22 protein-coding genes are annotated in these 12,891 nt (G+C 51.4%); 20 read left to right on the top strand and 2 right to left on the bottom strand.

What is annotated here, in order from left to right; all coding sequences use genetic code 11:
* Position 1: 1 nt before the first annotated feature.
* The gene (locus Q31b_RS05535) at positions 2-751 is read right to left on the bottom strand and encodes a hypothetical protein (protein ID WP_146598587.1); all 750 of its coding nucleotides are present in this window, start codon (positions 749-751) and stop codon (positions 2-4) included.
* A gap of 169 nt (positions 752-920) precedes the next feature.
* Positions 921-1,349: a DUF2752 domain-containing protein gene (locus Q31b_RS05530; RefSeq protein ID WP_146598586.1), complete on the bottom strand. Its 429-nt coding sequence runs from the start codon at positions 1,347-1,349 to the stop codon at positions 921-923.
* A gap of 247 nt (positions 1,350-1,596) precedes the next feature.
* Between Q31b_RS05530 and rpsJ the strand changes: the two genes are divergently transcribed.
* From rpsJ to rplO, 20 genes are all read left to right on the top strand, one after another.
* The gene (gene rpsJ, locus Q31b_RS05525) at positions 1,597-1,923 is read left to right on the top strand and encodes a 30S ribosomal protein S10 (RefSeq protein WP_146598585.1); all 327 of its coding nucleotides are present in this window, start codon (positions 1,597-1,599) and stop codon (positions 1,921-1,923) included.
* Positions 1,924-2,241: 318 nt separating this feature from the next.
* Positions 2,242-2,895 carry a 50S ribosomal protein L3 gene (gene rplC / locus Q31b_RS05520; RefSeq protein WP_231617346.1) on the top strand — a complete coding sequence of 218 codons (654 nt, stop codon included), beginning with the start codon at positions 2,242-2,244 and terminating at the stop codon, positions 2,893-2,895.
* A 5-nt stretch (positions 2,896-2,900) separates the two neighbouring features.
* Positions 2,901-3,551: a 50S ribosomal protein L4 gene (gene rplD, locus Q31b_RS05515; protein ID WP_146598583.1), complete on the top strand. Its 651-nt coding sequence runs from the start codon at positions 2,901-2,903 to the stop codon at positions 3,549-3,551.
* A gap of 35 nt (positions 3,552-3,586) precedes the next feature.
* Positions 3,587-3,910 (top strand): 50S ribosomal protein L23, encoded by a 324-nt coding sequence (gene rplW, locus Q31b_RS05510; protein ID WP_146598582.1) that lies wholly within the window; start codon positions 3,587-3,589, stop codon positions 3,908-3,910.
* 66 nt (positions 3,911-3,976) lie between these two features.
* A complete protein-coding gene (gene rplB, locus Q31b_RS05505; RefSeq protein WP_146598581.1) occupies positions 3,977-4,837 on the top strand; it encodes a 50S ribosomal protein L2 in 861 nt (286 codons plus the stop codon).
* Between the two features lie 34 nt (positions 4,838-4,871).
* Positions 4,872-5,144, top strand: a complete 273-nt coding sequence (rpsS, locus tag Q31b_RS05500) for a 30S ribosomal protein S19 (RefSeq protein WP_146598580.1) — start codon at positions 4,872-4,874, stop codon at positions 5,142-5,144.
* A gap of 151 nt (positions 5,145-5,295) precedes the next feature.
* Entirely contained in the window at positions 5,296-5,655 is a 360-nt protein-coding gene (gene rplV / locus Q31b_RS05495) for a 50S ribosomal protein L22 (protein ID WP_146598579.1), read from the top strand.
* Positions 5,656-5,805: 150 nt separating this feature from the next.
* Positions 5,806-6,516, top strand: coding sequence for a 30S ribosomal protein S3 (rpsC, locus tag Q31b_RS05490; RefSeq protein WP_146598578.1), 711 nt, complete (start codon positions 5,806-5,808; stop codon positions 6,514-6,516).
* A complete protein-coding gene (rplP, locus tag Q31b_RS05485) occupies positions 6,455-6,877 on the top strand; it encodes a 50S ribosomal protein L16 (protein ID WP_146598577.1) in 423 nt (140 codons plus the stop codon). The genes rpsC and rplP overlap by 62 nt, the downstream gene beginning before the upstream one ends.
* 139 nt (positions 6,878-7,016) lie before the next feature.
* The gene (gene rpmC, locus Q31b_RS05480; RefSeq protein ID WP_146598576.1) at positions 7,017-7,217 is read left to right on the top strand and encodes a 50S ribosomal protein L29; all 201 of its coding nucleotides are present in this window, start codon (positions 7,017-7,019) and stop codon (positions 7,215-7,217) included.
* Between the two features lie 42 nt (positions 7,218-7,259).
* Positions 7,260-7,598, top strand: a complete 339-nt coding sequence (gene rpsQ / locus Q31b_RS05475) for a 30S ribosomal protein S17 (protein ID WP_146598575.1) — start codon at positions 7,260-7,262, stop codon at positions 7,596-7,598.
* A gap of 337 nt (positions 7,599-7,935) precedes the next feature.
* Entirely contained in the window at positions 7,936-8,304 is a 369-nt protein-coding gene (gene rplN / locus Q31b_RS05470; protein WP_146598574.1) for a 50S ribosomal protein L14, read from the top strand.
* Between the two features lie 93 nt (positions 8,305-8,397).
* Positions 8,398-8,745, top strand: coding sequence for a 50S ribosomal protein L24 (rplX, locus tag Q31b_RS05465; protein ID WP_146598573.1), 348 nt, complete (start codon positions 8,398-8,400; stop codon positions 8,743-8,745).
* A gap of 263 nt (positions 8,746-9,008) precedes the next feature.
* Positions 9,009-9,584 (top strand): 50S ribosomal protein L5, encoded by a 576-nt coding sequence (gene rplE / locus Q31b_RS05460; RefSeq protein ID WP_146598572.1) that lies wholly within the window; start codon positions 9,009-9,011, stop codon positions 9,582-9,584.
* A gap of 112 nt (positions 9,585-9,696) precedes the next feature.
* Complete coding sequence (locus Q31b_RS05455) at positions 9,697-9,882, top strand: type Z 30S ribosomal protein S14 (RefSeq protein WP_146598571.1); 186 nt, start codon at positions 9,697-9,699, stop codon at positions 9,880-9,882.
* A gap of 28 nt (positions 9,883-9,910) precedes the next feature.
* On the top strand, positions 9,911-10,309 hold the full coding sequence (gene rpsH / locus Q31b_RS05450) for a 30S ribosomal protein S8 (protein ID WP_146598570.1): 399 nt from the start codon (positions 9,911-9,913) through the stop codon (positions 10,307-10,309).
* Between the two features lie 57 nt (positions 10,310-10,366).
* Positions 10,367-10,912 (top strand): 50S ribosomal protein L6, encoded by a 546-nt coding sequence (rplF, locus tag Q31b_RS05445; protein ID WP_146598569.1) that lies wholly within the window; start codon positions 10,367-10,369, stop codon positions 10,910-10,912.
* A gap of 15 nt (positions 10,913-10,927) precedes the next feature.
* Entirely contained in the window at positions 10,928-11,296 is a 369-nt protein-coding gene (gene rplR / locus Q31b_RS05440) for a 50S ribosomal protein L18 (protein WP_146598568.1), read from the top strand.
* 68 nt (positions 11,297-11,364) lie between these two features.
* Positions 11,365-11,898: a 30S ribosomal protein S5 gene (gene rpsE, locus Q31b_RS05435; protein WP_146598567.1), complete on the top strand. Its 534-nt coding sequence runs from the start codon at positions 11,365-11,367 to the stop codon at positions 11,896-11,898.
* 117 nt (positions 11,899-12,015) lie between these two features.
* A complete protein-coding gene (rplO, locus tag Q31b_RS05430) occupies positions 12,016-12,513 on the top strand; it encodes a 50S ribosomal protein L15 (RefSeq protein ID WP_146598566.1) in 498 nt (165 codons plus the stop codon).
* Positions 12,514-12,891: the final 378 nt, after the last annotated feature.

Below are 12,891 nucleotides of genomic sequence, written 5' to 3'. Positions count from 1 at the left end.
CTTAGCGTTCCAATAACGATTCGAGCGACGATCCATTTGGAAAAGACGAGATTCCATGATTGGTAATCCGGTCGAGTTCCTTGTAGCGGACTGCGATTAGCTCACCAATCTGCTCGAAGCATTCCTTTACGTGCCGGTCGACTAATTCGTTAATCTGAGCGGCCTTGAGCGATGCATTCGCTTCGAGATGGATGGTAAATACCGTTTTTTCTAGCACTTTTTCAATGAATCGTCTTTCCAGCATGGGGTCACTCGACAAGCGAACGTGATCGAGTTCGTGAAGTAGCACGCGGTCGCTCCAAAAGTCGTCAGGGTTCGGCTTTTTGGCAAGCCATATCGTGTGCTCGTACCTCACGCCCAGATCACGATATTCGACTCGGGCAGTAACCGTCTTCATTTTTGGATTGCTACCGCGGCTCGTCTTCCAGCGATGGGAGCTGCGAAAGTGGTAGCCGAATCGATACTCGGTTACCCCTGCGACCGGACGCCCATTGGGAAGCGTTGAGGTGCGAAATCGTTCGGATCGCACCGAATCTTGGCGTGGTCCAATGACAAACTGCACCTGTGCGGATTCAATCAACTTCGCAATCTCCGCGGACGATTCGGGCAGTGTCGATAGGTCTATCGGCTCGAGTCGAGGAGCGGGTTGGTCGGGGAGAGCAGGTTCTTCGCCGTGACTTAGCGATGTCGCGAGCGACAAGCCGATGAGTGCCCTGGCAAACGATCGAGTGAATCTTGCGACAGAAAGCATTTGTATTTTTTTTGCAGAAAAAGAGGTGTATTGTAACGCAAGCCGTTGGGGCTTTCGGATCTCTCACTGGCCGGGGTTCTCACTGGCCGGGGTTCTCACTGGCCGGGGTTCTCCACGATTTTCGCTACGTTGCCAGCCAAAGTCCCTTCGGCCATCGTCAATTCTACTGTCAAAAAAGCGTCCGCATTCCCCAATCCACCAAAGTTACCGCAGTGACCCCAATCGCTACGATTGCCGCTGGTTTTTGGAAATTCATGATACGAATACTTGGCTTGAATAGACAAACCACTGCGAATAGGACGATCACGCAGGAGACGATTGCCAATAAGAACCCACCTGCGTTGACCGAAATGCTCTCCATCCACTTGCCATGCATAAACAGGGACCATGACGTCGTCATTCCACACGACGGGCAACGCACCCCGAAAAGAACGCGAGAAGTGCATGGCGGCAAGCCGAGTTGTTGGTGTGTACCGAGTCCGAGCGGGCTTGGGTTGAGGCGACCGGCGGTAATCAGCAGGCTCAAGGGCACAAAACCAACAGCGATTGCCGCGAATCTCTTCCCAAACTGCCTACTTTGCGTGGTTTCGTTCTTCATTAAGCCAATGCTCACGCAAAATTCAAAAACTTTTTTGACGAATCGTTCAACAGCCGTTGACGTAGGGGCGGACACGACGTAAATTCTCCGCCTCTCACCTGGGCGAAACGTCGCTCGGGGAGAAGTGTGTTCTAGTCTACAAGGCTACTACAAGCAACTGGCGGCCGTGTTTGGTTTGCTAGGGCGGTGGTCCGGCGGTCTAGAGCAAGTTCAATTCACCATCATATTTCCCAACGAGTCCTGAATCGTGTCAGCCGGTGCAAGTGAAGTTATTCGCATTCGTATGGAAGCATACGACCACAGCGTGCTTGATCTGAGTGCTCAGGAAATCGTGGATACCGTGAAGCGAACTCATAGCGAAGTGCATGGGCCGATCCCGTTGCCGACTCGGATTGAGCGGTACACTGTTTTGTCGAGTCCTTTTGTGAATAAAAAAGCTCGTCAGCAGTACGAGATCCGGACGCACAAGCGTTTGATAGACATTGTCCAGGCGACAGCCAAGACGATCGAAGCGTTGAATAAGTTAAGCCTTCCGGCTGGTGTTGACATCAAGATTAAGGCGTCAGCACGATAAGGCCGACTGGTCAAGTACCAAAACATCATGTCCAGTCCGCTTGTAGCGGGGTTTCGGAATGGCTCGTTGGTCGGGTCGTTTCGGTGTCGGGCAGTATTCTGGCTCATATTGCACTCAGTCTAAGAAGCAACGGTTTCCGAATGAACGGATGCCGGGTCGATAACCACAGCAGCAAAGTTTTCCTCCATAGGGACGGAAGCGAGGCGTTGTAGGTTCGCCTCGGCAAACTTGGGTTCCAACACGAAAGACGGACGTCCCGTGAAATCGCGGGGCGAGATGAAAGATATGTCACCATCCATTCTCGGCCGCAAAGTCGGGATGACACAAATTTACTTGGAAGACGGCACGTCCGTGCCGGTTACTGTTATCCAGGCAGGCCCGTGTCATGTTTTGCAAGTTCGTAGTGAAGTCCGTGATGGCTACCGTGCCGTGCAGTTGGGATTCGAGGATAAGCCGCGCCGGCTCGCTGATCGCAGTGAGCGAGGTCATGTCGCGAAGCTTGAGAGTAAGCGATCGAAAGAACGCTCCGCCGCAGGCGTTGAGCTAGTTGCTAAAGCGGGTTGTGAGCCGCAGCGATTTATTCGCGAGTTCCGGAGTGGGGCTGATGTTGAAGTCGGCACGACAGTGACGGTGGATCAGTTCAGTGAGGTCAAGAAGGTTGATGTCACTGGGACGAGCAAGGGTCGCGGTTTCTCGGGTGTTATGAAGCGTCATAACTTTGCAGGCCAACGTGCGACGCACGGTGTTAAAAAGTGTCACCGTTATGCAGGGGGTACTGGGTGCAGTGCTTCGCCAAGCCGTGTGTTCAAAGGAACGAAGATGGCTGGCCAATATGGAAATGCGAAAACGACTGTCCGGAATTTGGAAGTCGTGCGAGTGGACGCCGAGAATAATTTGCTGCTCGTTCGTGGGGCAGTGCCCGGGCCGAACGGTGGGTTCGTTTCGGTTCAAGAAACAAATAAGGTTGGTTGAGACGAATGGCAACGCTAACAATTTACAATGAGTCGGGTAGCGAGGTCGGTACGTACGACATTGATACCGAGCAAATCGCTGACCGCGTTAGTAAGCAGCTGCTGCACGATGTTGTCGTGATGTACCAGGCGAACAGGCGTCAGGGTTCGCATAACACGCGGACACGTGGCCAGGTATCCGGTACGACGAAGAAGATGTATCGGCAGAAGGGTACTGGTAACGCACGTGCTGGTAGCAAACGGACGAACGTTCGTCGTGGTGGTGGTGTTGCTCGCACGGTCAAGCCGCGTGATTACAGCTATCGGTTGCCGAAAAAGGCGATTCGTTTGGCCACTCGGATGGCAATTCGCTCGAAGATTGATGACGGCCAGGTGGTTGTGATTGAATCGCTCGGTTTTGATGAGCCAAAGACGAATAGAATGGTGTCGGTGCTCAAGGCGCTTGGGCTTGATGGTAAGACGACGCTTGTGGCAACGGCCGATCGGGACGTTGTCGTGTACAAGAGTGGTCGCAATATTGAGGGTGTTAGTGTGCACCCGGTGCGAGATTTGAACGCGCTGGAAGTGTTGCAGCCTAAGCATATGCTGGTCACGAAGGCGGCATTGGACAAGATTAAAGACGGCACTTTTGCTGGTCCGCTTACCGCGGATGCTTAAGTCACGCAAGGTTTTTTAAAGAAACGATAGAAGACATGGCCCGAATACAACCACCTGCTCCGCCAGAGAATGCGATCAAGCTTGAGCCGCATCAGATAATTCTGCGTCCGCTTGTCACCGAGAAGGGTGTTCATCGAGCGTCTCGGAATAATCAGTATGCTTTTGAGATTCATCGTGAAGCGACCAAGACCGATGTGAAGGCAGCGGTTGAAGAATTGTTCAACGTGAAAGTTGAGAAGGTTCGCACGCAAACCCGCAAGGGTAAGATTCGTCGGTACCGGTATCGTAGTGGGCGGACCAACGATTGGAAGAAGGCGATTGTCAAGCTGGGTGAAGATCATCGTATTGATTTCTTCTAGGGCTGGCTTGTTGTTGAGTCGTCGTATTGAAACTGAAAACTGTTACTGTTAACCGAAAACTGAATCATGGGAATCCGAGTCTACAAGCCGACAAGTGCTGGACGGCGTAATGCGTCGGTTAGTGACTTTGCCGAACTGACTCCTGGCTACAAGCCAGAGAAGGGGTTGTTGCGTAAGAACCGAAAGACGGGTGGTCGCAATAACCAGGGCAAGATTACCGCGCGCCACCGAGGCGGTGGGCATAAGCAGATGTATCGCGTGGTTGATTTTCGTCGAGCCAAAGATGGTGTCGATGCGATTGTGGATTCGGTTCAGTACGATCCGAATCGATCAGCTCGCATCGCGTTGTTGAAGTACAGTGATGGCGAAAAGGTTTATGTGATCGCTCCTTCGGGGTTGAAGGCGGGGGATAAGGTTCAGAATGGACCAGATGCAGCACCTGTTTTGGGTAACTGTTTGCCACTGAAGAATATTCCGCTTGGAACCAGCGTTTGTTGTATTGAGTTGCGGGCGGGTCGTGGTGCGACGCTTTGTCGTTCGGCTGGGACGCAGGCGACTTTAATGGCACGTGAAGCGGATTGGGCCCAGATTTCGCTTCCGAGTGGCGAAATTCGCCGTATTCCAAGCGTTTGCAGAGCGACGATTGGCCAGGTCGGCAATAGCGATCATATGAAGGTAAGGCTAGGAAAAGCGGGCCGCTCGCGATGGCTTGGTCGTCGGCCTCATGTTCGCGGTACTGCGATGAACCCCATCGATCACCCACACGGTGGTGGTGAAGGTCGTACCAAGGGTGGTCGTCACCCTGTGAGTCCGCAAGGCAAGAGTGCCAAGGGCGGAGCAACTCGCCAGAAGCGTAAGCCAAGTAATAGTTCGATCGTGCGTCGTCGTAAGAGTCGTCGTTATGGTCAGTTGAAATTGCACAAGTAAGACACCGAATCACCCCAACCGAATTGTTTGATTTATGAGCCGCAGTAGTAAAAAAGGCCCGTTTGTCGATCCAAAAGTTTACTTCAAAGTACAGAAGCAACTTGAGGGTGGGCGCAAGGAACCGATCAAGACATGGGCGCGATCGTGCACGATCGTTCCGGAATTTGTGAACATGACCTTTATGGTTCATGATGGTCGCAAGCACGTGAAGGTGTTGGTGTCGGAAGATATGGTCGGTCACAAGCTCGGTGAGTTTGCACCGACGCGGACCTTTCGCGGTCACGGCGGCAAGGGCGGCAAGAAGTAGTTGCCGTGGAACAGGCTTCCAGCCTGTTGGGTGATGTGATTGAAGGGAATGCGATTGAGGTGATGATCTGGGAGCGACAGGCCGAAAGCCTATCCCACGAGACGGGTTAGACGCCTATCCCACGAAAGCGTAAACGAACACGAGAATAATTATGTCCAATTTTACCGCACATTATCGAAACGCTCGCATCAGCGCCCAAAAGGTGCGGTTGTTGGCAAATTTGGTTCGAGGCATGTATGCCGACGAGGCTCTTGATACCCTGAAGTTCCAGCCACAGCGTGGTGCTCGGATGCTTGAGAAGGTAATCAAGAGTGCGATCGGAAATGCTCAGGATCCTGACCAGAACGATGGTCGCAGTCACCGAGTTGAAGAGTTGGTTTTGACTGACGTTCGGATTGATGGCGGGCCTATGTTGAAGCGAATTCGGCCCCGTGCTCGCGGTACCGCATTCATGATTAAGAAGCGTAGTAGTCACATTCACGTTGGGTTGACACCCATTGATGAAGTGTAGGTAGATTGTGGCGGAGGTCGTCAAGGCTTTCGTCTAGAAACCGAGGCACCGTAGCGGAGGTCATTAGGACTTTCGGCCGTCATTCGGAACTCTTAGCGAGTTCCACTACATGAAATTCCCAAAAGAAACGAAGAGAACGAGTCCTAAATTATGGGTCAAAAAGTAAACCCGATTGCGTTTCGAACTGGCGTTACTCGCGGCTGGACCAGTCGGTGGTATGCTTCGAAGCAGGACTTTGCGGATCTGTTGCTGGAGGATCGCAAGTTGCGAAACTTTATCCAGAATCATCCGAAAAAGACACAGTACAAGAACGCGGGGATCGACCGCATTGAGATCGAGCGGACTCGCGACGAAGTTCGCGTGATGATGTTTGTCGCTCGGCCTGGTTTGATCATCGGCAAAAAGGGTCAAGAGATTGAGATCTTGCAAGCAGAGCTTCAGAACTTGATCGGACGACGAATTAATTTGAAGGTTGAAGAGGTCGGACGGCCTGAGCTAATGGCTCAGTTGGTCGCCGAAGATATCGCACAACAATTGGCTAAGCGGTCGAGTTTTCGTCGTACGATGAAACGATCGCTTGAACAGACAATGGATGCGGGTGCTAAAGGCATCAAGATCCAATTGGCCGGTCGTTTAGGTGGAGCTGAAATGGCTCGCCGAGAGAAACAGATTGCGGGTTCAATTCCGTTGAGCACCCTGCAAGCAAAGATCGATTACGGAACAACTGAAGCGGTGACGCCACAGGGGCACATCGGGATTCAGGTTTGGATAAATCAAGGTACTTACGGAGACGAATCCGATGGCGCTGATGCCCAAGCGGGTCAAGCATCGAAAAAGCCAAAGAGGTCGCATAAAAGGTAGCGCGACGCGCGGCAACACTGTCGTCTTCGGTGACTATGGTATCCAATCGCTTGATGCGGGTTGGATCAAAGCCACGACGATTGAAGCCGGTCGTATCGCTGCTCAGCAATACGTCCGCGGTGAAGGAAAGCTTTACATCCGGATTTTCCCTGACAAGTCAGTTACCAGCACGCCGTTGGAAACTCGAATGGGTAAGGGAAAGGGTGAGCCAGACTTCTGGGCCGCGGTCGTAAAGCCGGGAACGGTTTTATACGAGCTTGGTGGTGTAACTGAACAGCAGGCCAAGGTTTGTTTCGCCCGTTTGGCGAGCAAATTGCCGGTCAAGGTTCGGTTTGTCGAGCGACGTAGTAGTATGTCGTAATGATGGTTTCGAGCGTTGGTGTTATAACCGGCCAAAGAAAGCAAAATCAATCGGCAAGTCAAGGTTAAGCGAGTTACGTCTCGCCTAAGATTGGCTATAACATGTCACCAAAACTGAAGTGAATTTCGAAGCGAATAACATGACAAAGATCACAGAACTTCGCGAAATGAGCGATGAACAACTGCAAGCGACATTGAACGAAGCGGGCGAAACCCTGTTTCGACTTCGTTTTCAATCGCAGTCCGAACGGCTCAATACGCCAAGTGAGATTAGAAAAAATCGCCGCATGATTGCTCGGATCAAAACGATCCAAACCGAGCGTGTTCCTGCGACTACTTAGTAATACCCATTTTTCCCGTCATTAGAGCGGGCCCAAAGAATTATGCCAAAGCGTGTCGTAACCGGTGTCGTCACTAGCGACAAGATGAGCAAGACTCGTCGCGTCGAAATCAATCGTGTCGTTAAGCATCCGAAGTATAAGAAGTATGTGAAACGTAGTACGGTTTGTCACATGCACGACGAAAACAATGAGTCGGGCGTGGGCGACCGCGTTGAATTGATTGAGTCGCCACCGGTTAGCAAGCTTAAGCGTTGGCGTTTAGTTCGAGTGCTCGTCAAGAGTACCGAGGTCGATGTTGCCGCTCTGCGTGCGGCCCGGAAAGATGCTGCGGAAGCTGAAGCACTTGAAGCAGCACACGCTGGCGAAACTGAACAAGCATAGTGGATGGATCTTTGACAAGATCCACTACGAGATGGGATCTTTGATGAGATCCACTACGGAATGGGATCTTTAACAAGATCCACTACGAGATGGGATCTTTGACAAGATCCACTACGGAATGGGATCTTTGACGAGATCCACTACGAGATGGGATCTTTGACAAGATCCACTACGGAATGGGATCTTTAACAAGATCCACTACGAGATGGGGTCTTTGACAAGATCCATTACGAGATGGGATCTTTGACGAGATCCGCGACGAAATGGGGTCTTTGACAAGATCCGCGACAAAGCAAATTCAACTTTTAACCATTGGCCATCAGCGGCCACGTAAATCATGATCCAACAAGAATCCCGACTCGAGGTTGCCGACAACACCGGTGCTCGTCAAGTCATGTGCATCAAGGTACTCGGCGGATCGCGTCGACGGTTCGCCAGTGTTGGTGACGTGATCGTGTGCAGTGTGAAAAGTGTGATTCCTGGTAGTGAAGTCAAGAAGAAGTCGATTGTGCGGGCGGTTATCGTTCGTACGAAGACTCCGACACGACGTCCTGACGGTAGTTACATTCGGTTTGATTCCAATGCGGTTGTGCTGATTGACAAAGACAAGACTCCTCGGGGAACGCGGATTTTTGGTGCGGTTGCTCGAGAGCTTCGCGATCGTAACTTTATGAAGATCGTTAGTTTGGCGAACGAGGTTGTTTGATTTTTCAAAGCGTTAAGGCTGAGGCGTTTACGCAAGACCAAGAAAAGATCTGACAGATTAAGCAAGACATTTAGAACACAAGCATAGACGACCATGAAATTCCGAATCGATGATGAAGTCCAAGTGATTGCCGGAGCCGATATCGGCCATAAAGGCAAGATCTTGAAGGTGGACCGCAAGAACAATAAGGTGGTCGTCGAAGGTGCCGGGCGTGTTTGGAAGCATGTTCGCAAGAGTCAAAAGAATCCACAGGGTGGTCGGTTGAACAAGGAGATGCCGATCTCCGCCAGCAACGTAATGCTTGTCGATCCCACGACCGGAAAGCCGACGCGTATTGGTGTACGGTTTTTGAAAGATGGAAGTAAAGAACGATTTGCGAAAAAGTCAGGCACAACTCTTGACAAGATCGCACCGGCACGTAGTCGTCACGCAGTAAAATGATTTCGTTTTGGCGTCTCTCCGGGACGCAAAAGCCAGTAGCGGCGTCTCTCCGAGACGCCAAAGAGACAAGAATTTAGTAGCGGCGTCTCTCCGAGACGTCAAAGAGATAAGAATTTAGTAGCGGTGTCTCACCGAGACGCCAAAGAGACAAGAATTTAGTAGCGGCGTCTCTCCGAGACGCCAAAGAGATAACGATTTAGTAGCGGCGTCTCTCCGAGACGCCATATTTGACAGTCCAAACTTTTAGATGTAGTTGAGCCAAAATGGCTGATTCAAAAACACGAATGCAAACTCGCTATGATGAGACCATACGCCAGGCGTTGGTTGAAAAGCATAGCTACGCGAATCCTCACCAGGTTCCACGGATCGAGAAGATCACGGTGAACATGGGTGTTGGGGCAGCGACAGGCGACAAGAAGATTCTTGACTTGGCGGTTGATGCGATGACCCAGATTACTGGCCAAAAGCCTGTTATCACGGTTGCTCGTAAATCGATCGCGGGTTTTAGGCTTCGCGAAGGGATGCCGATTGGTTGCATGGTGACGATGCGACGTCAGCGGATGTATGAGTTTTTGGATCGGCTGGTTTCGATTGTTTTGCCACGCGTCCGTGACTTTCGTGGGATCAATCGCAACGCGTTCGATGGCAATGGAAACTATACGCTGGGCTTGAACGAGCAGTTGGTTTTCCCAGAATTGAATCCCGACAAGTTCACTCGTCCGCAAGGCATGAACATTACGATCGTGACTTCGGCTCGGACGAATGACGAGGCTCGCGATTTGTTGGAAATGTTTGGAATGCCGTTTAAGCAGATTCCAAAGAAAGAAGACGCTGCTTAACAGCAGTTCCGGTGACAACCCGGATTAGTAAGTAAATAGAAACGTTTTGGTTGTATTAGCCAAAGCAAGAAACCCGAAGCAACTCAGAATTAAACCGACGGAACAATCGACCGTGGCAAGTAAATCAAAGATCGCGAAGGCCGAACGCAAGCCTAAGTTTAGCACTCGGCGAGAGAATCGCTGCAAGTTCTGTGGAAGACCACGCAGCGTCTATCGTAAATTTGGCCTGTGCCGAATTTGTTTTCGCGAAAACGCGAACATTGGGTTGATCCCCGGCGTTCGCAAGGCAAGTTGGTAATTGAGCCCGAAAGGGGAGAACACAAACTATGATGACTGACCCAATTGCCGACATGCTGACTCGGATCCGTAATGCGGTTCGTGTGGAAAAACCCTATGTGGATATTCCAAGCAGTCGGGTGAAGCGTGGCGTGGCCGATGTGCTCAAGCGAGAAGGTTTTATTTGGGACTGGAAAGAAGTCGACCAGGAAAACCCTTCGGCAACACTTCGTTTGGAATTGAAGTACGGCCCCAATGGCGAGCGCGTGATCCAAACGATCAAGCGGATTAGTAAGCCAGGTCGTCGATTGTATACGCGTAGCAATGAATTGCGTCCGGTGCTCGGCGGGCTGGGGATTAGTATTATCAGCAGCAGCCATGGCGTGATTAGCGATCGTGAAGCTCGTCGCGATAATGTCGGCGGCGAAGTGCTTTGCGAAGTTTCGTAGTCGAAAATTCAGAGTGAAAATTAACCTGTCTGCTGCAAGCAATAACGAAGATAAGTCATGAGTCGTATTGGAAAAAAGCCGGTCGCTATCGTAAGCGGTGCGAAAGTATCGCTGAGCGATTGTAAGATCGAAGTCGAAGGCCCTAAAGGGAAGCTAAGTTTCGAACATCGCCCCGAGATCTCGGTTGCCTTGAGCGAAGACGGGTCGGAAGTGATCGTAAGCCGGAGCGGTGAGGATCGTACTTCTCGCGAATTGCACGGGCTTACCCGTTCGATCGTGAAGAATATGATTGAGGGAGTCACGGCGGGATACGAGAAGAAGCTGGAAGTCGTCGGCGTTGGTTATTTAGCGGCGATCAGTGGTGATACGTTGCAACTACGTGTTGGTTACGCTAACGAACTGCATCGTAAGATCCCGGCTGATTTGAATGTCACCTGTCCTGATCAAACCCACGTGGTGATTCAGGGTTGTGACAAGCAAGCCGTCGGTCAATTTGCAGCCGAGATTCGTGCATTGCGGAAGCCAGAGCCTTACAAGGGCAAAGGCGTTCGGTATGTGGGTGAACAAGTCAAGATCAAGCCTGGTAAGTCGGCAACGAAGTAAGCGAATAATAAAAAGATGGATAAGAACAAAAAGCTGCAAGTCAAACGCATTCGGCGTCGCAACCATGTACGCAATAAATTGCGTGGCACTTCGGAGCGTCCGCGCTTATGCGTGCATCGTTCGCTCAAGCACTTCGCTTGCCAAGTGGTGGATGACCAAACCGGTCGGACGCTGGTGAGTGCCAGCACTCGAGACAAGGGGGTTCGCGACGAGATTGGATATGGTGGCAACCGTGATGCTGCGGCGAAGCTTGGTGCGATTATTGCCGAGCGTGCCACGACAGCTGGGATCAAGATGGTCAAACTTGACCGAGGTCATAATCGCTATCATGGTCGTGTGAGAGCGTTCGCCGAAGCCGCTCGCGAAGCTGGGTTAGAATTGTAGGCATTCGCAGCTGCGATTGCTCTCAAAGAGAAACAGAGAAGACAACATTTTCATTCGAGGACAGAATCATTAGTAACGCACAACGAAACAAGCGAAACAAGGGCGAAGAAAATTCGCTCGGTGATTTGCTCGATCGCGTCGTCAAGATCAAACGCTGTGCCGCAGTCGTCAAGGGCGGTCGTCGGTTTAGTTTCGCAGCGATGGTGGTTGTCGGCGACGGCAATGGAAAGGTTGGCTGGGGCTACGGCAAAGCAAATGAAGTCCCACCAAGTGTTCAGAAAGCGCAGAAGCAAGCCAGTCGTTCGATGATCGACGTGCCACTTGTTGAAGGAACGCTGCCCCATCAAGTTTGGGGACATTTTGGTGCTGCCAAGGTTTTGCTCATTCCCGCTGGTGCCGGTACTGGTATTATTGCTGGTCAAGCCGTTCGCGCCGTTTGCGAAGCGTGTGGCGTTCACGATATTTTGACCAAGTCCTACGGGACCAATAATCCCGTTACTTTGGTGAAGGCGACGATCGACGCATTGTCAAAACTACGTACTCGCGAGCAAGTCGCGGCTTTGCGTGGTTTAGAAGTCGAAGAACTGACCACGGCTAAGTAGTTTCAAGAAGGCGTAGCGGATCTTGTTCAAGATCCCCTCCAAAAACGTAGTGGATCCGATTGATGATCCAACACACAAACAATAAACAACTCAAACGTAATTGATCCAGGTTTTGTCATGAACCTTAACGACATCCATCGCGGGATAACCAAGCACCGCAAACGTAAACGAATCGGCCGTGGTGTCGGTAGCGGTACCGGTAAGACATCGGGTCGTGGGCACAAGGGTCACAAAAGTCGTAGCGGCTATAGCCGAAAACCAAACTTCCAAGGTGGGGCGATGCCAATGTTTCGCCGTGTCCCGAAGCGTGGTTTTAACAACAAATGGTCGGTGGATGTGTTTGCCGTCAATGTCGGCAAATTGAACGAGACGTTCGAAGACGGTTCGGAAATCACATTGGAACTGCTTGCTGAAAAAGATTTGGCCAAGGGCAACTTCGATGAGGTCAAGATTCTCGGAGACGGCGAATTGACGAAGAAGCTAACCGTTTCAGCGCATCGTTTCAGTAAATCGGCTGAACAGAAAATCACTGCGGCTGGTGGAACGGTTAACAAGCTCGCACCAAAGCAAACGCCAGCCGAGCGAGTTGCGAAGCTGAAGACGGCCAAGGCATAGTGAACCGTAGCCTAGGCTTCTAGCCTGGGAGTCAGTCACACAAGTTCGTAGCCTAGGCTTCTAGCCTGGGGAATCAGACACACCCGATTCGTAGCCTAGGCTTCTAGCCTGGGGGAATCAGACACACCCGATCGTAGCCTAGGCTTCTAGCCTGGGAGTCAGACACACCAAATTCGTAGCCTAGGCTTCTAGCCTGGGAGTTACTCACACCCGATTCGTAGCCTACGTTTCTAGCCGGGTAGCCGTAGAGGCCTAGGCTAAAAAACCTAGTGCTACGTTAAATCGGCTGAAGGCTAGACTCCAACAAACCACAGGGTGGATGGCAACATCCACCCTTTTTTGTTTTAAATGCAAAATAAATTGAAAACCCCTCCGCGA

The organism is Novipirellula aureliae (assembly GCF_007860185.1).
GTDB classification, from domain to species: domain Bacteria; phylum Planctomycetota; class Planctomycetia; order Pirellulales; family Pirellulaceae; genus Novipirellula_A; species Novipirellula_A aureliae.
This window is presented reverse-complemented; position numbering and strand designations above follow the sequence as displayed.